The organism is Sphaerotilus uruguayifluvii, from assembly GCF_013294065.1.
Classification (GTDB): domain Bacteria; phylum Pseudomonadota; class Gammaproteobacteria; order Burkholderiales; family Burkholderiaceae_C; genus Sphaerotilus; species Sphaerotilus uruguayifluvii.
This window is the reverse complement of the sequence record NZ_JABSNM010000008.1, coordinates 121,422-137,340: the sequence shown is the minus strand read 5'-3', so window position 1 is coordinate 137,340 and position 15,919 is coordinate 121,422. Positions and strand designations below refer to the sequence as shown.

Annotated in this window: 17 protein-coding genes; 12 read left to right on the top strand and 5 right to left on the bottom strand. The window is 72.8% G+C overall.

Annotation, left to right across the window (positions count from 1 at the left end):
* The first annotated feature begins 56 nt into the window (after nt 1-56).
* Together HNQ01_RS10805 and HNQ01_RS10800 are read left to right on the top strand one after the other, a co-directional pair.
* Nucleotides 57-266, top strand: a complete 210-nt coding sequence (locus HNQ01_RS10805) for a hypothetical protein (RefSeq protein ID WP_173805441.1) — start codon at nt 57-59, stop codon at nt 264-266.
* Nucleotides 254-670: a tautomerase family protein gene (locus HNQ01_RS10800; protein ID WP_173805440.1), complete on the top strand. Its 417-nt coding sequence runs from the start codon at nt 254-256 to the stop codon at nt 668-670. The genes HNQ01_RS10805 and HNQ01_RS10800 overlap by 13 nt, the downstream gene beginning before the upstream one ends.
* 5 nt (nt 671-675) lie before the next feature.
* Here HNQ01_RS10800 and HNQ01_RS10795 read toward each other — a convergent pair whose 3' ends face one another.
* A complete protein-coding gene (locus tag HNQ01_RS10795) occupies nt 676-1,746 on the bottom strand; it encodes an adenosine deaminase (RefSeq protein WP_173805439.1) in 1,071 nt (356 codons plus the stop codon).
* Between the two features lie 106 nt (nt 1,747-1,852).
* Between HNQ01_RS10795 and HNQ01_RS10790 the strand changes: the two genes are divergently transcribed.
* Nucleotides 1,853-2,185, top strand: coding sequence for a c-type cytochrome (locus tag HNQ01_RS10790; RefSeq protein ID WP_173805438.1), 333 nt, complete (start codon nt 1,853-1,855; stop codon nt 2,183-2,185).
* Nucleotides 2,185-3,462 carry an NAD(P)/FAD-dependent oxidoreductase gene (locus tag HNQ01_RS10785; RefSeq protein ID WP_173805437.1) on the top strand — a complete coding sequence of 426 codons (1,278 nt, stop codon included), beginning with the start codon at nt 2,185-2,187 and terminating at the stop codon, nt 3,460-3,462. The genes HNQ01_RS10790 and HNQ01_RS10785 overlap by 1 nt, the downstream gene beginning before the upstream one ends.
* 4 nt (nt 3,463-3,466) lie before the next feature.
* On the opposite strand, the gene soxZ is transcribed toward HNQ01_RS10785, so the two are convergent.
* Together soxZ and soxY are read right to left on the bottom strand one after the other, a co-directional pair.
* Complete coding sequence (gene soxZ / locus HNQ01_RS10780; RefSeq protein ID WP_173805520.1) at nt 3,467-3,772, bottom strand: thiosulfate oxidation carrier complex protein SoxZ; 306 nt, start codon at nt 3,770-3,772, stop codon at nt 3,467-3,469.
* 25 nt (nt 3,773-3,797) lie between these two features.
* Entirely contained in the window at nt 3,798-4,265 is a 468-nt protein-coding gene (gene soxY, locus HNQ01_RS10775) for a thiosulfate oxidation carrier protein SoxY (RefSeq protein WP_173805436.1), read from the bottom strand.
* A 110-nt stretch (nt 4,266-4,375) separates the two neighbouring features.
* Between soxY and HNQ01_RS10770 the strand changes: the two genes are divergently transcribed.
* From HNQ01_RS10770 to HNQ01_RS10755, 4 genes are all read left to right on the top strand, one after another.
* Nucleotides 4,376-5,464: an efflux RND transporter periplasmic adaptor subunit gene (locus tag HNQ01_RS10770; RefSeq protein WP_286180688.1), complete on the top strand. Its 1,089-nt coding sequence runs from the start codon at nt 4,376-4,378 to the stop codon at nt 5,462-5,464.
* Between the two features lie 32 nt (nt 5,465-5,496).
* Nucleotides 5,497-8,709 (top strand): efflux RND transporter permease subunit, encoded by a 3,213-nt coding sequence (locus HNQ01_RS10765; protein WP_173805519.1) that lies wholly within the window; start codon nt 5,497-5,499, stop codon nt 8,707-8,709.
* Between the two features lies 1 nt (nt 8,710).
* On the top strand, nt 8,711-8,941 hold the full coding sequence (locus HNQ01_RS10760; protein ID WP_173805435.1) for a YgaP family membrane protein: 231 nt from the start codon (nt 8,711-8,713) through the stop codon (nt 8,939-8,941).
* A gap of 98 nt (nt 8,942-9,039) precedes the next feature.
* Nucleotides 9,040-9,330: a metal-sensing transcriptional repressor gene (locus HNQ01_RS10755; protein ID WP_173805434.1), complete on the top strand. Its 291-nt coding sequence runs from the start codon at nt 9,040-9,042 to the stop codon at nt 9,328-9,330.
* Nucleotides 9,331-9,346: 16 nt separating this feature from the next.
* Here HNQ01_RS10755 and HNQ01_RS10750 read toward each other — a convergent pair whose 3' ends face one another.
* Nucleotides 9,347-10,267: a LysR family transcriptional regulator gene (locus HNQ01_RS10750; protein ID WP_173805433.1), complete on the bottom strand. Its 921-nt coding sequence runs from the start codon at nt 10,265-10,267 to the stop codon at nt 9,347-9,349.
* Between the two features lie 153 nt (nt 10,268-10,420).
* On the opposite strand from HNQ01_RS10750, the gene HNQ01_RS10745 reads away from it, so the two are divergent.
* Both HNQ01_RS10745 and HNQ01_RS10740 read left to right on the top strand, forming a co-directional pair.
* Nucleotides 10,421-10,795, top strand: coding sequence for an HPF/RaiA family ribosome-associated protein (locus tag HNQ01_RS10745; protein WP_173805432.1), 375 nt, complete (start codon nt 10,421-10,423; stop codon nt 10,793-10,795).
* Between the two features lie 38 nt (nt 10,796-10,833).
* Nucleotides 10,834-11,262 carry a TerB family tellurite resistance protein gene (locus HNQ01_RS10740; protein ID WP_173805431.1) on the top strand — a complete coding sequence of 143 codons (429 nt, stop codon included), beginning with the start codon at nt 10,834-10,836 and terminating at the stop codon, nt 11,260-11,262.
* Nucleotides 11,263-11,270: 8 nt separating this feature from the next.
* On the opposite strand, the gene HNQ01_RS10735 is transcribed toward HNQ01_RS10740, so the two are convergent.
* Nucleotides 11,271-13,166 (bottom strand): ATP-binding cassette domain-containing protein, encoded by a 1,896-nt coding sequence (locus HNQ01_RS10735; RefSeq protein WP_173805430.1) that lies wholly within the window; start codon nt 13,164-13,166, stop codon nt 11,271-11,273.
* Between the two features lie 223 nt (nt 13,167-13,389).
* Between HNQ01_RS10735 and HNQ01_RS10730 the strand changes: the two genes are divergently transcribed.
* Complete coding sequence (locus tag HNQ01_RS10730) at nt 13,390-14,709, top strand: cation:proton antiporter (RefSeq protein WP_286180687.1); 1,320 nt, start codon at nt 13,390-13,392, stop codon at nt 14,707-14,709.
* A gap of 60 nt (nt 14,710-14,769) precedes the next feature.
* Nucleotides 14,770-15,897, top strand: a complete 1,128-nt coding sequence (locus HNQ01_RS10725) for a YbdK family carboxylate-amine ligase (protein ID WP_173805429.1) — start codon at nt 14,770-14,772, stop codon at nt 15,895-15,897.
* The last annotated feature ends 22 nt before the right edge of the window (nt 15,898-15,919 follow it).

The following is a 15,919-nucleotide window of genomic DNA, read 5'->3' as shown; positions in this document are numbered from 1 at the left end:
CTGTCCCCGGACAGGCGTGAAACCTAGTCTAGCGCCATGTTCCACGGGAGATCGCCATGCCCCGACCGCCGCTCCAGATCGATTTCGATCACCACCGCCACGAGGCGCAGCGCCTGCGCCGCCAGGCCATCGCCACCGGACTGGATCGCCTGCTGACCCTGCTGTGGCGCCAAGCGCCAGGCCAAGGCCGGCCCGTCACGCCACCTGTGCAGCCCGCGCAACCCACCCCCTCCCAGCGCACCGGAGAGCAGCGATGCCCCTGCTGACCCTGAGCACCTGGCCGGCGCTGACGCAGCCCGAGCAGCGCCACGCCATCGCCCGCGAGCTGACCGACCACACCGAGCGGCTGCTCGGCAAGAAGCGCTCGCTGACCGCGGTCGCGGTGCTGGCCGAGCCGATCGGCTGGACCCTCGGCGGCGAGCCGGTCGAGCCGCCCGGCTCCGCGGCCGAGGCCGGCCCGGCGCGCTCCACCTTCGCGCTGGAGATCCGCATCACCGCGGGCACCAACACCGCGCAGCAGAAGGCCGACTGGATCGCCGCCGCCTGGGACACGCTGCGACGCGCGCTGCCGGATGCGCTGGTCGAGGCCAGCTATGTCAGCGTGCTCGAGCTGCCGGCCGACGACTGGGGCTGGGGCGGCCGCACGCAGGCGGCGCGGCAGTCCCGCTGAGGGCCTCAGCCCGCCGCGAACACCTCGTCGAGGCGGTGCTGCCACGCGCGCTTCTGGTCGGCGTCGACGAAGCTGGCCTCGAAGCTGTTGAGTGCGAGCTGGTAGGCGTGGCGGGCGGTGAGCTGCGGCTGCGCATTGAAGAGCTCGACGAAGTTCTGGTTCATGTAGCCGCCGAAGTAGGCCGGATCGTCCGAGTTGACCATCGCGCACAGGCCGGCGTCGAGCAGCGCGCCGATGTTGTGCTGCGTCAGGTCGTCGAAGACGCACAGCTTGACGTTGGAGAGCGGACACACCGTCAGCGGAATGCGCGCGGCCGCCAGCCGCGCCACCAGCGCCGGGTCTTCGAGGCTGCGCACGCCGTGGTCGATGCGCTCGCTCTGCAGCAGGTCCAGCGCCTCGACGATGTAGGCCGGCGGGCCTTCCTCGCCGGCATGGGCCACGATGTGCAGGCCCAGCTCGCGGCAGCGCGCGAAGACACGCTCGAACTTGCTCGGCGGGTGGCCCACCTCGCTGCTGTCGAGGCCGACGCCGATGAAGTGGTGCCGCCACGGCAGCGCCTCCTCCAGCGTCGCGAAGGCCTCCTCCTCGCTCAGGTGGCGCAGGAAGCACAGGATGAGCTTCGCGCTCACGCCCAGCTCGGCGTGCGCACGGTGCACCGCGTGGTTCAGGCCCTTGATGACCGTCTCGAAGGGCACGCCGCGCGCGGTGTGGGTCTGCGGGTCGAAGAAGATCTCGGCGTGCACGACGTTGTCGGCGGCGGCCTTCTCGAGGTAGGCCCAGGCCATGTCGAAGAAGTCCTGCTCCTTCAGCAGCACGCTGGCGCCGGCGTAGTAGATGTCGAGGAAGCTCTGCAGGTCGGTGAAGGCGTAGGCCGCGCGCAGCGCCTCGACATCGGCATAGGGCAGCGTCACGCCGTTGCGCTGCGCGAGCCGGAAGATCAGCTCGGGCTCGAGCGAGCCCTCGATGTGGATGTGCAGCTCCGCCTTGGGCATCAGGCGCAGCAGCGCGGGCAGCCGCTCCGGCGCGATCGCGTCGAGGCGGGCGGGCGTCATTCCGGCAAGCAGGGCGGCGGTCATGATGAATGGAACTCCAGGGATCTGAGGGAAGACCCCATTATCCGCAGCCGCGCCGGCGGCGGCACCATGGGCACCCGAGTGTGAATCGTTCACGGAAGAAGCCACGATGCCCCCGCCCTCCCGCCTGCTCGCGCCCGCGCTGCTGGGCCTGATGCTGACGCCGCCGGCCGGCGCCGCCGAGGCCGGCCCCCGCGCCGAGGCGCTGCACCTGCGCGCGCTGGCCGCCGGCTGCGCGCAGTGCCACGGCACCGACGGGCGCGCGGTCGAGGGCGGCGGCATGGCGGCGCTGGCCGGCCGCGACGCGGGCGAGCTGCGCGCGCTGCTGCGGGCCTTCCGCGCGGGCGAGCGGCCCGCCACCGTGATGCACCAGATCGCCCGCGGCTACAGCCCCGAGCAGCTCGACGCGCTGGCGCAGCATTTCGCCCGCCAGAGTCCGTGATGCGCCGCCGCCGCTGTCTCCAGGCCCTGATGGCCGCCGGCGTGACCGGCCTGAACGGCTGCGCCGCGCCGCGCGGCTCGGCGCTGGCACGGGCGCGCGTGCTGGTCGTCGGCGGCGGCTATGCCGGCGCGACCGCGGCCCGGTACCTGCGGCTGCTGTCGGACCAGGCCGTCGACGTGACGCTGGTCGAGCCGAATCCGCATCTGGTGTCCTGCCCGGTGTCGAACCTGGTGATCGGCGGCCTGCGCACGCTCGACGACATCACGCTGTCCTATGAGCGGCTGAGCGCGCGCCACGGCGTGCGGCGGGTGCAGGACCGTGTCGTGGCGATCGACGCGCAGCGCCGGACAGCGACGCTGGCCGGCGGCGAGCGGCTCGGCTACGACCGGCTGGTGCTGGCGCCGGGCGTCGATTTCCTGTGGGACCGCATCGAGGGCCTGAAGGCCGCGCATGACGAGGGCCGCGTGCTGCACGCCTGGAAGGCCGGCCCGGAGACGCTGGCGCTGGCGCGGCAGATCGAGGCGATGCCCGACGGCGGCACCTGCGTCATCGCCATTCCCGAGGCGCCCTACCGCTGCCCGCCCGGGCCCTACGAGCGCGCCTGCCTGATCGCCGCCCGGCTGCGCCGCACCCACCCGCGCGCGAAGGTGCTGGTGCTCGACGCCAATCCGGACATCACCTCCAAGGCGGCGCTGTTCCGCCAGGCCTGGAAGGATCTGCACCCGGGCATGATCGAGTACCGGCCGCAGCACCGCGTCACCGGCGTCGACGCCCGCACGATGACGCTGCGCTTCGAGGTCCAGGAGGACCTGCGCGCCGACGTCATCAACCTGCTGCCGGACATGCGTGCCGGCGACCTGGCCGTGCACGCCGGCCTGGCCACCGCCAACGGGCGCTGGTGTCCGGTGGACTTCCGCGACTTCCGCTCGGTGCACGCGCCCGGCCTGCATGTGCTCGGCGACGCGCTGCAGATCGCGCCGGGCATGCCCAAGTCCGGCCACATGGCCAACGCGCAGGCCAAGGTCGCCGCCGCGGCCATCGTCGCGGAGCTGCTCGATCTCGAGGCCGATGCCCGGCCGATGCTGAACAACGTCTGCTACAGCCTGGTCGACACGGACCAGGCCATCCATGTCGCCAGCGTGCACGCCTGGCAGCCGGAGCAGCGCAGCTTCGTGCCGGTGCCCGGCGCCGGCGGCCTGTCGGCGCAGCGCTCCTCGCTCGAGGCCCGGCACGCCGAGGCCTGGGCGCGCAACATCTGGGCCGACATGCTGGGCTGAGGCCTCAGCCGATCAGCGTCTCGTCGCTGCGCTGCTCGCCGCGGCTGTCGGTCCAGGTGACGCTCAGCCGGCTGCCGGCCGGCGCGGCCGCCGCGCGCAGCACGAACTGCAGATAGGGATTGCGCGACACCGACGGCCCCCAGTGCGCCTGCAGCACCACCCGGCCGTCGAGCCGGGCGACGACCTCGCGGATGTGCCAGGCCGGCACCCGGCGGCCGGCCTCGTCGTGGCGTCGGCCGTTCTCCATCTCGTGGCTCATCAGCACCCGCACGACGACGCGCTCGCCCTGGCGCAGCGCGCGGATGCGCATCGGCTGCGGCGAGGTCGGCAGCGGCTCAGCCACCGCAGCCTCCGAGCGTGACCTCGACCGTCTTGCGGGCGTACAGCACCCGGCCGTCGTGCATCAGCGCGACCGCCCAGACCGGCGAGGACTCGGCCATGCGGGTGCGGATGACCACATCGGGCTCCAGCGCCGGATCGACCTCGAACAGCGCGCACAGCGCCGCCGGATTGCGCTCGACCAGCAGCAGCAGCCGGTGCACGCCCTCCAGCCGGGTCGCGCAGCCCAGCGACACCGCCGCGCCGTTCTCGGCGATGTCGGGCGCGTTCAGGCGGATGTCGGCGCTCTCGACCGGCGCGGCCAGGCCGAGCGCGGCCAGCGCGGCGTCGATGCCGATGGCGGCGAAGGCGGCCTCGTTCCAGGCGGCCTGTGCCGGCGCAGGCAGCAGCCCGAGACCGGCCAGCAGACCGGCGACGGCCGCGCTGCGACCCAGCAGCTCGCGACGGACAGGACAGGTGGACATGCCTGCATGCTAGCTGCGCCAGGCGTCCTGCGAAAAGCCCTTTTCTTCGGATCGATTGATACCCTAATGGGTATTTTGCTACCATGCGTTCCATCATGGAGATCGCCAAGATGAGCACCCCCGCCGCCCCCGACCGTCGAGCCGTCCTGCCCTGGCTGGCCGGCGCGCTGCTGCTGGCCGCCACCTGGCCGGGCGCCCGGGCCCAGTCCGCCGCCGCGTCCGGCCTGACGGTGCCGACGCTGACGGTGCAGGCCAGCCACGACGCCGCCGGCCTCGAGCTCGACGGCACGCTCGAGCCGCAGCGCCAGGCCGTGGTCGCCGCGCAGGCCGCGGGCAGCGTGCAGCAGCTGACGGTGCGCGCCGGCGACCGGGTGCGCACCGGGCAGGTGATCGCGCGCATCGACGCGCGCAGCGCCGAGGCCGGCGTCGCGCAGAGCGAGGCCGGCGTGGTGCAGGCCGACGCGAACCTGCGCAACGCCCGCACCCAGCTCGAGCGCACCCGCGAGCTGCGCGCGCAGGGCTACATCAGCCAGGCCGCGCTCGATGCGGCCGAGAACCAGTTCCGTGCCGCCGAGGCCGGGCTGGCGCAGGCACGCGCCGGACGCCGCCAGGCCACGCTCGGCCAGGACTTCACCAGCGTCGCCGCGCCCTTCGACGGCGTGGTGCTCGCCACCCACCTCGACGCCGGCGACCTGGCCGCGCCGGGCCGGCCGGTGGCGACGCTCTACCTGCCGGGCGCGCTGCGCGCCACCGTGCAGGTGCCGGCCTCGCAGGCGGCGCAGGCGCGCTCGGCGCGCCAGGTCGAGATCGAGCTGCCCGACGGCCGGCGCGTCGCGCCGGTGCGTCGTGCCGACCTGCCCGGCGCCGATCCGGTCGCGCAGACCGTCGAGTGGCGGCTGGACCTGGCGCCCGGCGACGCCGCCGACCTGCGCCCCGGCCGCACGGTGCGGGTGCATTTCACCGGCGCCGAGCTCGCGCCGACGGGCGCGCGCAGCGTGCCGACGGTGCCGGCGGCGGCGCTGCTGCGCCGCGGCGAGCTGACCGCCGTCTATGTCGTGCGCGAGAACGGATTCGTGCTGCGCCAGGTGCGCGCCGGCGCCAGCCACGGCGGCAGCACCGAGGTGCTCGCCGGACTGAAGACGGGCGAGCGCATTGCCGCCGACGCGGTGCGCGCCGGCCTGGCGGGAGCCCGTCCGTGAGCGGCCCGGGCGAGCGCGGCATCGCCGGCCGCATGGCGGCCGTCTTCCAGGCCAACGCGATCACGCCGCTGCTGGCGATCGTCGCGCTGCTGCTCGGCCTGTTCGCGGTGCTGGTGACGCCGCGCGAGGAAGAACCGCAGATCAACGTCACGATGGCCAACGTGCTGATCCCCTTCCCCGGAGCCAGCAGCGCCGACGTGCAGAACATGGTCGCTCGGCCGGCCGAGCAGGTGCTCTCGCAGATCGCCGGCATCGAGCACACCTATTCGGTGGCGCGGCCCGGCGTGGCGGTGCTGACGGTGCAGTTCCAGGTCGGCGTGCCGCGCACCGAGGCGCTGGTGCGCCTGTACGACGTGCTCAACGCCAACCAGGACTGGCTGCCGGCGAGCCTGGGCACGCTGGCGCCGATCGTGCGGCCCAAGGGCATCGACGACGTGCCGGTGCTCGGCGTGACGCTGTGGAGCCGCGACGAGGCCTCGGCGCTGGAGGTCGAGCGCGTCGCGCGCTCGATCGAGGTCGAGCTCAAGCGCGTGCCCGGCAGCCGCGAGGTGCAGACGATCGGCGGCCCGGGCCGCGCGGTGCAGGTCAGCCTCGACCCGAGCCGGCTGCGCGAGCGCGGCGTCGACGTGCTGCGGCTGCAGCAGACCCTGAAGGCCGCCAGCCTGGCGATGCCGGCCGGCACGGTGGTCGACCGCGAGGCGAACCGTGCCCCGGACGGCGGCGCGCAGATGCTGTCGGTCGAGACCGGCGAGTTCCTGCGCTCGGCCGACGAGGTCGGCGACCTGGTCGTCGGCGTGCATGCCGGCCGGCCGGTCTACCTGCGCGAGGTCGCCGCGATCGAGGACGGCGCCGCGCAGCCCCAGCGCCATGTCTGGTTCACGCCGGCCGGCGCCGCTTCGGACGCCGGCAGCGTGCACCCGGCCGTGACGATCACCGTGACGAAGAAGCCCGGCCAGAACGCCGTCGACGTCGCGCAGGCCGCGCGCGCCCGCCTCGAGGAGCTGCGCGGCACCGTGATCCCGGCCGGCATCGAGATGACGGTCACGCGCGACTACGGCCAGACCGCCGCCGAGAAGGCCAACAAGCTGATCCAGAAGCTCGCGTTCGCGACCGGCTCGGTGATCCTGCTGGTCGGCTTCGCGCTCGGACGGCGCGAGGCGGTCATCGTCGGCGCCGCGGTGATCCTGACGCTGACGGCGACGCTGTTCGCCTCGTGGGCCTGGGGCTTCACGCTCAACCGCGTCTCGCTGTTCGCGCTGATCTTCTCGATCGGCATCCTGGTCGACGACGCCATCGTGGTGGTCGAGAACATCCACCGCCACCAGCAGCTCGAGCCGCACAGGCCGCTGCTGGAGATCATTCCGGCCGCGGTCGACGAGGTCGGCGGCCCGACCATCCTGGCCACCTTCACGGTGATCGCGGCGCTGCTGCCGATGGCCTTCGTCTCCGGGCTGATGGGGCCGTACATGGGCCCGATCCCGATCAACTCGAGCCTCGGGATGGCGATCTCGCTGGCGATCGCGTTCTCGGTGACACCGTGGCTGGCCGCCCACCTGATGAAGTCGCACGCCCAGGGCCACGGCGACGGCCACGCCGCGCCGAGCGGGATGGCGGCGAAGCTGCCGGCGCTCTTCACGCGCATCCTGTCGCCCTTCCTGGAGAGCGCCGCGAAGCGCTGGCTGCTGCTGGCGGGCATTCTCGGCGCGCTGTTCCTGAGCGTCGGGCTGGCGGTCGTGCAGCTGGTCGTGCTGAAGATGCTGCCCTTCGACAACAAGTCGGAATACCAGGTCATCGTCGAGATGCCGGCCGGCAGCGCGCTGGAGGACACCGCGGCGACGCTGCACGACCTCGGCGCGTATCTGGCGAAGCAGCCCGAGGTGCAGAACCTGCAGGGCTACGCCGGCACCGCCAGCCCGATCACCTTCAACGGCCTGGTGCGGCAGTACTACCTGCGCGCCGACGCCGAGCAGGGCGACCTGCAGGTCAACCTGGTCGACAAGCACCACCGCAGCGACAAGAGCCACGTCATCGCGCAGCGCCACCGCCCGGCCCTGGAGCGAATCGCCGCCGCGCACGGCGCGCGCATCCAGGTCGTCGAGGTGCCGCCGGGCCCGCCGGTGATGAGCCCGCTGGTCGCCGAGGTCTACGGCCCCGACGAGGCCGGCCGCCAGCGCCTGGCCGCGCGCGTCGCCGCGGCCTTCCGCGCCACGCCCGACATCGTCGGCGTCGAGACCACGCTGAAGGAGGACGCGCCGCGCGCCTTCCTGCGCGTGCAGCGCCAGCGTGCCGAGTCGCTCGGCATCCCGGTGGCCGCGGTGGCGCAGACGGTGTACGGCGCGCTCTCGGGCCTGGACGCCGCCTGGCTGCACGACGGCCAGAGCAAGTACCCGGTGCCGGTGCGGCTGCAGCTGCCGCGCGAGGCGCAGGTCGGGCTCGACGCGCTGCTGGCCCTGCCGCTGCGCGCCGCCAACGGCCAGCTCGTGCCGCTGTCGGAGCTGGTGCGCGTGGAAAAGGGCGTGATCGACAAGCCGCTGTTCACGAAGGACCTGCACGGCGTGAGCTACGTCTTCGGCGACATGGCCGGCCGGCTCGACTCGCCGCTGTACGGCCTGTTCGCGATCCGCCCGAAGCTGGGGGACGCCGCGCTGCCCGGCACCGGCGAGATCGCCGAGTTCTGGATCCGCCAGCCCGGCGACCCCTACCGCCAGTACGCGATCAAGTGGGACGGCGAGTGGCAGATCACCTACGAGACCTTCCGCGACATGGGCGCCGCCTACGGCGTCGGCCTGATCCTGATCTACCTGCTGGTGGTGGCGCAGTTCCGCAACTACCTGACGCCGCTGATCATCATGGCGCCGATCCCGCTGACGATGATCGGCGTGATGCCGGGCCACGCGCTGCTGGGCAGCCAGTTCACCGCGACCTCGATGATCGGGATGATCGCGCTGGCCGGCATCATCGTGCGCAACTCCATCCTGCTGGTGGACTTCATCGAGCTGCAGGTCGCGCAGGGCATGGCGTTCAAGCAAGCCGTCATGAACTCGGCCGCGGTGCGCGCGCAGCCGATCGCGCTGACCGGCCTGGCCGCGATGATCGGCGCCTTCTTCATCCTCGACGACCCGATCTTCAACGGTCTGGCCATCGCCCTGATCTTCGGCATCCTGGTCTCGACGCTGCTGACGCTGGTCGTGATCCCGGTGCTGTATTTCGCCGTCTACCGACGCCGCCATTCCCAAGGAGCCTGACATGACCGTCGACCGCCTGATCCGCATCTTCGCGGGCAGCTTCATCCTGATCTCGCTGGCCCTGGGCGTCGAGGGCAGCCCGCTGTTCGTCAGCAGGTGGGCCCTGGCCTTCACCGCCTTCGTCGGCGCCAACCTGCTGCAGTTCGGCTTCACGAACGTCTGCCCGCTGGGCACGATCCTGCGCAAGCTCGGCGTGCGCGACGACACGACCGGAGGAGCCTGCTGCCGCTGAGCGGTGGAAACGTTTCGCAGGAATCCACCACGATGTGTCACGGAGCAGGGACAATGCGCATCCCGAAACCCTCGGTCAATCCCATCCAGGCTTGCAACATGGCCCAGCTCCAGGACGAATCCAGTCGAACCGACATCCTCAACCGGCTCAAGCGCGCAGAGGGCCAGCTGCGCGGCATCCAGCGCATGATCGAAGGCGGCGAGCCCTGCCTCGACATCGCCAGCCAGATGGCCGCGGTGCGCAAGGCGCTCGACAGCGCCTACGTGCGCATGACGGTGTGCTTCATGCAGCAGGAAATGCGCGCGCAGCTGAACCTCAGCGAGGACGACGCGCCCAAGCTCGAGGCCATGCTCGGCGACGTGCAGACGCTGCTCGGCAAGGTGCGCTGAGGCGCCCGACGCGGGCTCAGGCCCGCGGGCCCGGCGCCCGGCGCGCCGTCGCCCCCGGTCGCGGGGGCACCAGCCGCGCCACCAGCGGATGCGGCACGCTGCGCTCGGCGCAGATCGCGTGGAAGGGCTCGTCGACCCCGGCGCAGTCGCCGACGCGGCACACGCCGTAGCGCGCCAGCAGCTCGTCCTCGACCCACTCGGCTGCCGGGAACACGCCCATGCCGCGCGCACCGAAGGTCTTCAGCAGCGCGCTGTCCTCGAACTCGCCGACGATGCGCGGACGCACGCCGGCGCGCTCGAACCAGGGATCGATCTGCACGCGCATCGTCGCCGGCGGCAGCGGCAGCAGCACCGGCACGCGCGCCAGCGAGCGCGGGAAATCGTCCTGCGCCGCCGCGAGCAGCGCGGGGGCCGCATACCAGGCCACCGGCGAGACGCCCAGCAGCCGGGTGCGCAGCCGCAGGCCCGGATGCGGCGCCGGCGCGCGGTCGACCAGCACCAGATCGAGCCGGTGCAGCGCCAGATCGGCCAGCAGGTCGTCGACCGGCTGCTCGACCACCTTCAGGCGCAGGTCCGGCTCGTCGAGCACCGGCTGCAGCAGCCGCCACACCACCATCTTGGGCAGCCCGTCGCCGACGCCGACCTGCAGCCGGCGCACCGGCGTCGTCGCCGCGCCGCGCACCCGCTCGGGCAGCTGCTCGCCGAGCTGGAAGATCAGGTCGGCCTGGCGCATCGCCTCCTCGCCGGCCTCGGTCAGCGCGACGCCGCGCCCGGCCGGGCGCAGCAGCGCGTGGCCGAGCTCGCGCTCGAGCTCGTGCACCTGGGCGCTGACGGTCTGCACCGCCATGCCCAGGCGGGCGGCCGCGCGCGAGATGCCGCCCTCGCGGGCGACGACCCAGAAGTAGTAGAGATGGCGGTAGCTGAAATCGAGGCTCATCGGCAGGGACGGAGCGACAGGGAGGAGGCGGAGTTCCGGCCAACCTTCCCGTTTTCAGGGAAGGTCCATCAGGCAGACGCTGGTTTTCAGGGAAGGTTCCCGACCTTAGCCTTGAGACATCGATTCCCCTCGCCACCCCCAAGGAGACCGACGATGGATGTGATGTTCGAGTCCCGCGATGCCCAGGCCCGGTCGCTGCGCGATCAGGTGATCCGGCGCCTGCGCTTCGCCACCCGGCGCCTGGGCGCGCTGGTGCCGCAGGCCCGCGTGCTGCTCGAGGACGTCAACGGACCGCGCGGCGGCATCGACAAGCAGTGCCGCATCGAGCTGCGCGGCCCGCGCCTGGGCCACCTCACCGTCAGCGCCGAGGCCGACAGCTGGCAGCGCGCCTTCGAGCAGGCGCTGGCGCGCATCAGCCGCGCGCTGGGCGAGCACTGGCAGCGCCTGCGCGAACTGCCGCGGGCCTCGCGCCGCCGGCCCGCCGAGCGCGATCGCGATCGCGAGCACGCCCGCGCCGACCTCGACTGAACACCCGCCCCACACCGCCACGCCTCCAGGAGCCCCTCATGCGCAGCTATCCCGTCAACAGCCCCGAAGCCGCCGCCCGCATCGTCGCGCTGGCGCTGATCGCCGACGGTCACGTCAGCCTGATCGAGATCGACACGCTGCAGCGCCACGACATCGCGCAGCGCCTCGGCCTGAGCGCCGAGGCCTTCCGCGACGTGCTGCACGGCCTGTGCGAGGACCTGCAGGTGCAGGCGCCGATGGCCTGGACCGATCCGTCGCGCATCGACCCGCGGCTGATCGGCGACCTGATCGACGACATCGACGATCCCGGCCTGTGCGCCGAGCTGATCCAGCTGTGCCGCACCGTGATCGAGGCCGACCACCATGTCGCCGACGGCGAGGCGCTGATGCTGTCGACCGCCTTCGTGCACTGGCACCGCCGGCTCTCGCCCCAGGGCGCCAGCCACCGGACCGCCCGGGCGGCCTGAGCGGGCGCTCAGCGGCTGCCGAGCTCTTCCCAGCGCTCGAGCAGCGCCAGCAGTTCCTCGTCGATCGCGGCGAAGCGGGCGTGCGTCTCGGCGACCTTCTCGGGCGAGCGGGTGTAGAGCTCGGAGCCGTTGAGCAGCTCGCCCAGCGCCTTCTGCTCGTCCTCGAGCGCGGCGATGCGCGCGGGCAGCTCGTCGAGCTCGCGCTGCTCCTTGTAGCTGAGCTTGCGCTTCGGGGTGGCCGGGGTCGGCGCCGCCGCCGCGGCCACCGGCGCAGCGGCGGGTGCCGGCGCCTCGGCCTTCGGCGCGGACTTCGCCGCCTTGGCCGCCAGCGCGGCGGCGCGCTGCGACTGCGCCAGCCAGTCCTCGACGCTGCCCTCGTACTCGCGCCAGCGGCCGTCGCCCTCGCTGACGATGGTGCTGGTCACCACCGCATCGAGGAAGCGCCGGTCGTGGCTGACCACGAAGACGGTGCCGGCGTAGTCCTGCAGCAGCTCCTCGAGCAGCTCCAGCGTCTCGATGTCGAGGTCGTTGGTCGGCTCGTCGAGCACCAGCACGTTGGCCGGCTTGGCGAACAGACGCGCCAGCAGCAGGCGGTTGCGCTCGCCCCCCGACAGCGTGCGCACCGGCGAGTTGGCCCGCGCCGGCGAGAACAGGAAGTCGCCCAGATAGCCCATGACATGCTTGCGCGTGCTGCCGATCTCGACCCACTCGCTGCCCGGGCTGATGGTGTCGGCCAGCGTGGCGTCGAGGTCGAGCGCGTCGCGCATCTGGTCGAAATAGGCCACCTGCAGCTGCGTGCCCTGGCGCACCGTGCCGGCGTCCGGCGCGATCTCGCCCAGGATGAGCTTGAGCAGCGTGGTCTTGCCGGCGCCGTTCGGGCCGATCAGGCCGACCTTGTCGCCGCGCAGGATGGTCGCGGTGAAGTCGCGCACGATGGCTCGGGCGCCGTAGGACTTGGCCACGCCCTCCAGCTCCGCGACGATCTTGCCGCTGCGGCTGCCGGTGTCGAGCTCCAGGCGCACCTTGCCGACGACGTCGCGGCGCGCGGCGCGCTGCTCGCGCAGCGCCACCAGCCGGTTGACGCGGCTGACGCTGCGGGTGCGCCGCGCCTCCACGCCCTTGCGGATCCAGACCTCCTCCTGCGCCAGCAGCTTGTCGAAGCGGGCGTTGGCCAGCGCCTCGTCCTCCAGCTCGCGCGCCTTGGTCGCCTCGTAGGCGCTGAAGCTGCCGGGGTAGCTGCGCAGCTGGCCGCGGTCGAGCTCGAGGATGCGGGTCGAGACCGCATCGAGGAAGGCGCGGTCGTGCGTGATCAGGATGACCGCGCCGCGGAAGCTGGCCAGCAGGTCCTGCAGCCAGACGATCGCCTCCAGGTCGAGGTGGTTGGTCGGCTCGTCGAGCAGCAGCACGTCGGGCGCGGCCGCCAGCGCCTGCGCCAGCGCCACGCGCTTCTTCAGGCCGCCGGAGAGGTCGTCGACGATGCGCTCGGGCGCCAGCTGCAGCCGCTCGAGCGTCTCGTTCACCCGCTGCTCCCAGGTCCAGCCGTCGAGCGCCTCGATGCGGCTCTGCAGCGCGTCCAGGTCCTCGCCGGGCGCGTGCGCCTCGTAGCGCTCGCGCAGCGCCTTGGCCTCGGCCACGCCGACGCTCACCGCCTCGAACACCGTCGCGCCCGGCGCGAACTGCGGCTCCTGCGGCACGTAGTGACGCCGGAGGCCCTGCTGGAGCTGCATCAGGCCGTCGTCGGGCTTCTCCAGCCCGGCGAAGATCTTCAGCAGCGAGGACTTGCCGGTGCCGTTGCGGCCGATCAGGCCGAGGCGCTCGCCCGGCTCGAGCGACATCGCCGCGTGGTCGAGCAGCGCGACATGACCGTAGGCGAGACAGGCGTCCTGGAGGGAGAGAAGAGCCATGGCAGGGGTTCGATGGGTAATCGGACATTATCCCCGGCCCGCCCCGGTTCACCGGCTGTCCCCGATTTCAGCCGGTTGTTACGGTGCTGTCGCAGTGCATCGCTACACTGGTTCGCCCTCGCGACGAATCGTGACTCTTTTCACGACATCCGGCGATTCGAGGCCCTCAGCCCCCCACGCTGCGGCCGCGCCGCAGCCCCACGCCGCTTCCAGGAGACCCGACTTGAGCCGCATCGCCCTGTCCGACGCCATGGTCCGGCTGCTGCCGGCGACCGAGGATCTGAACGCGCTCGAGCCGACGCGCGCCGGTGCGGCCGACCTGGGCCGGGAGATCGCGCTGTGGCCGATCGAGGCGCTGCGCGGGGCCGACCCGGTGATGGGGCTGGCGGTGCTGATGATCGTGGCGCTGCTGGCGGGCGAGGCGGTGCGCCGCGCCACCGGGCTGCCGCGCGCGCTGGGCGCGATGCTGGTGGGCGCGCTGGCCAGCCCGCTGGCGCTGGGCCTGGTGGCCCGCGCCGAGCTCGATCCCTGGAAGCCGCTGCTCGACCTGGCCGTCGGGCTGCTGGTGTTCGAGCTGGGCACGCGCATCCGGCCGCGCTGGCTGCGCGACAACCCCTGGCTGGCGGTCAAGAGCGTCGCCGAGGCGCTGCTGGCCGGCGTGGCGGTCACGCTGGCGCTGTCGGCGCTGGGCGTGGCCGGTTCGGCGGCGCTGCTGGCCGGCGCGGTGGCGATGGCCGGCTCGCCGGTGATCACGATGGCGGTGGTGGGCGAGCTGCGTCCGCGCGGCCAGGTCACCGAGCGGCTGCTGGTGATGACCGCGGTCAACACCGTCTGCGCGGTGCTGGCGCTGAGCATCTGGCAGATCGCGGTGACGCTGGACGCCGACGGCTTCGAATGGCAGCCGGTGGCCGCCGGCGTGCTGTACGCGCTGTGCGGCTCCTACCTGCTGGGCGCCTTCGCCGGGCTGCTGCTCGAGCGGCTGAGCCGGCAGATCCGCGGCACCGGGCTGGCGACGCTGCAGCTCGCGCTGGTGGTGATCGCGGCGATGCTGGCGGCGCAGTTCACCGTCTCGCCGCTGCTGTCGCTGCTGGTGGCCGGCATGGTGGCGCGCGCGCGCATGGGCCACCGGCTGCAGGTCGAGCCGCAGCTCGGCAGCGGCGGCGCCGCGCTGACGCTGCTGCTGCTGCTGACGCTGGGCCTGCTGTCGACGCTCGACGGCATGCTGCGGCTGTGGCCGCTGGTGGTGGCGATCATCGGCGCGCGGCTGCTGGCCAAGGTCGGCACGGTGCTGCTGCTGGCGCGCCCGAGCGGCCTGGGCTGGCGGCAGTCGCTCGGGCTGGGACTGGCGCTGCAGCCCGCCTCGGGACTGACGGTGCTGCTGACCAGCGCGACGCTGGGCTGGCCGGCCGGCCTGCCGGCGCCGCCGGCCGAGCCGATGCAGGCGCTGCTGATCGCGCTGACGCTGCTGCAGCTCAGCGGCCCGGTGTGGCTGCAGCTCGGCCTGCGGGTCGTCGCGCGCGAGAGCGACGGCCGCCCCGACTGACCCCGAACGTCCAGAACGTCCAGAACGCCCCGAACGACGCGACCCGGAAAGACCCCCGCCATGCCGCTGCAGGACTTCGCCACCTCCGAACCGCTGACGCTGGGCGTCGAGCTCGAGCTCCAGCTGGTCTCCACGCATGACCAGGATCTGGTGCCGCAGGCCGAGGACCTGCTGCGCGAGACCGCGCGCCACACCGGCGCCTGGGACATCAAGCCCGAGATCGCCCGCTCGATGATCGAGATCGGCACCTCGATCCAGCGCGAGCACGCGCCGCTGCTGGCCGAGCTGCGCGACATGCGCGACCAGCTGGTGCGGGCCTCGCGCCGGCTCAACATCGCCATCGCCGGCGGCGGCACGCACGCCTACCAGCACTGGAGCGAGCAGCAGATCTATCCCGGCGAGCGCTTCCACTACCTCAGCGACCTCTACGGCTACCTGGCCAAGCAGTTCACCGTCTTCGGCCAGCATGTGCACGTCGGCTGCGCCGACGGCGACCGCGCGCTGTGGCTGCTGCACGCGCTGTCGCGCTACGTGCCGCACTTCATCGCGCTGGCGGCCTCCTCGCCCTTCGTGCAGGGCCAGGACACCGGCTTCGACTCGGCGCGGCTGAACTCGGTCTTCGCCTTCCCGCTGTCGGGGCGCGCGCCCTTCGTGCGCAGCTGGGAGGAATTCGGCGCCTACTTCGACAAGATGGCCGGCACCGGCGTGGTCAAGTCGATGAAGGACTTCTACTGGGACATCCGCCCCAAGCCCGAGTACGGCACGATCGAGCTGCGCGTGTGCGACACGCCGCTGACGGTCGAGAAGGCCGCCGCGCTGGCCTGCTACCTGCAGGCGATCTGCCGCCACCTGCTCGAGGAGCGCCCCTTCGAGCCGGCCGAGGACGACTACCTCGTCTACACCTACAACCGCTTCCAGGCCTGCCGCTTCGGGCTGGCCGGCGAGATCGTCGACCCGCAGACCAAGGAGCGGGTGCGGCTGCGCGACGACATCGTGCGCACGCTGGCGAAGGTCGACGCCCATGCCGTCGACCTGAAGTCCTGGGAGGCCTGCCAGGAGATCCGCGACTCGCTGGGCGAGGGCAACGACGCGACCTGGCTGCGCCGGCAGCGCCGCGCCCAGGGCGAGGGCGGCCCGCTGTCGGAGGTGGTCGAGGCGGCGGCGCGGCGCTGGAGCGGCGCGGCCTGAATCCCGGGCCTCGGGCCGGCCG

What these genes read in the sequence shown, in the direction of transcription:
- HNQ01_RS10750 (WP_173805433.1), bottom strand. Translation starts at nt 10,267, where the DNA reads ATGAGCCTCGATTTCAGCTACCGCCATCTCTACTACTTCTGGGTCGTC.
- HNQ01_RS10760 (WP_173805435.1), top strand. Translation starts at nt 8,711, where the DNA reads ATGACCGTCGACCGCCTGATCCGCATCTTCGCGGGCAGCTTCATCCTG.
- HNQ01_RS10785 (WP_173805437.1), top strand. Translation starts at nt 2,185, where the DNA reads ATGCGCCGCCGCCGCTGTCTCCAGGCCCTGATGGCCGCCGGCGTGACC.
- HNQ01_RS10795 (WP_173805439.1), bottom strand. Translation starts at nt 1,746, where the DNA reads ATGACCGCCGCCCTGCTTGCCGGAATGACGCCCGCCCGCCTCGACGCG.
- HNQ01_RS10725 (WP_173805429.1), top strand. Translation starts at nt 14,770, where the DNA reads ATGCCGCTGCAGGACTTCGCCACCTCCGAACCGCTGACGCTGGGCGTC.
- HNQ01_RS10770 (WP_286180688.1), top strand. Translation starts at nt 4,376, where the DNA reads ATGAGCACCCCCGCCGCCCCCGACCGTCGAGCCGTCCTGCCCTGGCTG.
- HNQ01_RS10745 (WP_173805432.1), top strand. Translation starts at nt 10,421, where the DNA reads ATGGATGTGATGTTCGAGTCCCGCGATGCCCAGGCCCGGTCGCTGCGC.
- HNQ01_RS10765 (WP_173805519.1), top strand. Translation starts at nt 5,497, where the DNA reads ATGGCGGCCGTCTTCCAGGCCAACGCGATCACGCCGCTGCTGGCGATC.
- HNQ01_RS10805 (WP_173805441.1), top strand. Translation starts at nt 57, where the DNA reads ATGCCCCGACCGCCGCTCCAGATCGATTTCGATCACCACCGCCACGAG.
- HNQ01_RS10755 (WP_173805434.1), top strand. Translation starts at nt 9,040, where the DNA reads ATGGCCCAGCTCCAGGACGAATCCAGTCGAACCGACATCCTCAACCGG.
- HNQ01_RS10735 (WP_173805430.1), bottom strand. Translation starts at nt 13,166, where the DNA reads ATGGCTCTTCTCTCCCTCCAGGACGCCTGTCTCGCCTACGGTCATGTC.
- HNQ01_RS10800 (WP_173805440.1), top strand. Translation starts at nt 254, where the DNA reads ATGCCCCTGCTGACCCTGAGCACCTGGCCGGCGCTGACGCAGCCCGAG.
- soxZ (WP_173805520.1), bottom strand. Translation starts at nt 3,772, where the DNA reads ATGCGCATCCGCGCGCTGCGCCAGGGCGAGCGCGTCGTCGTGCGGGTG.
- HNQ01_RS10790 (WP_173805438.1), top strand. Translation starts at nt 1,853, where the DNA reads ATGCCCCCGCCCTCCCGCCTGCTCGCGCCCGCGCTGCTGGGCCTGATG.
- soxY (WP_173805436.1), bottom strand. Translation starts at nt 4,265, where the DNA reads ATGTCCACCTGTCCTGTCCGTCGCGAGCTGCTGGGTCGCAGCGCGGCC.
- HNQ01_RS10740 (WP_173805431.1), top strand. Translation starts at nt 10,834, where the DNA reads ATGCGCAGCTATCCCGTCAACAGCCCCGAAGCCGCCGCCCGCATCGTC.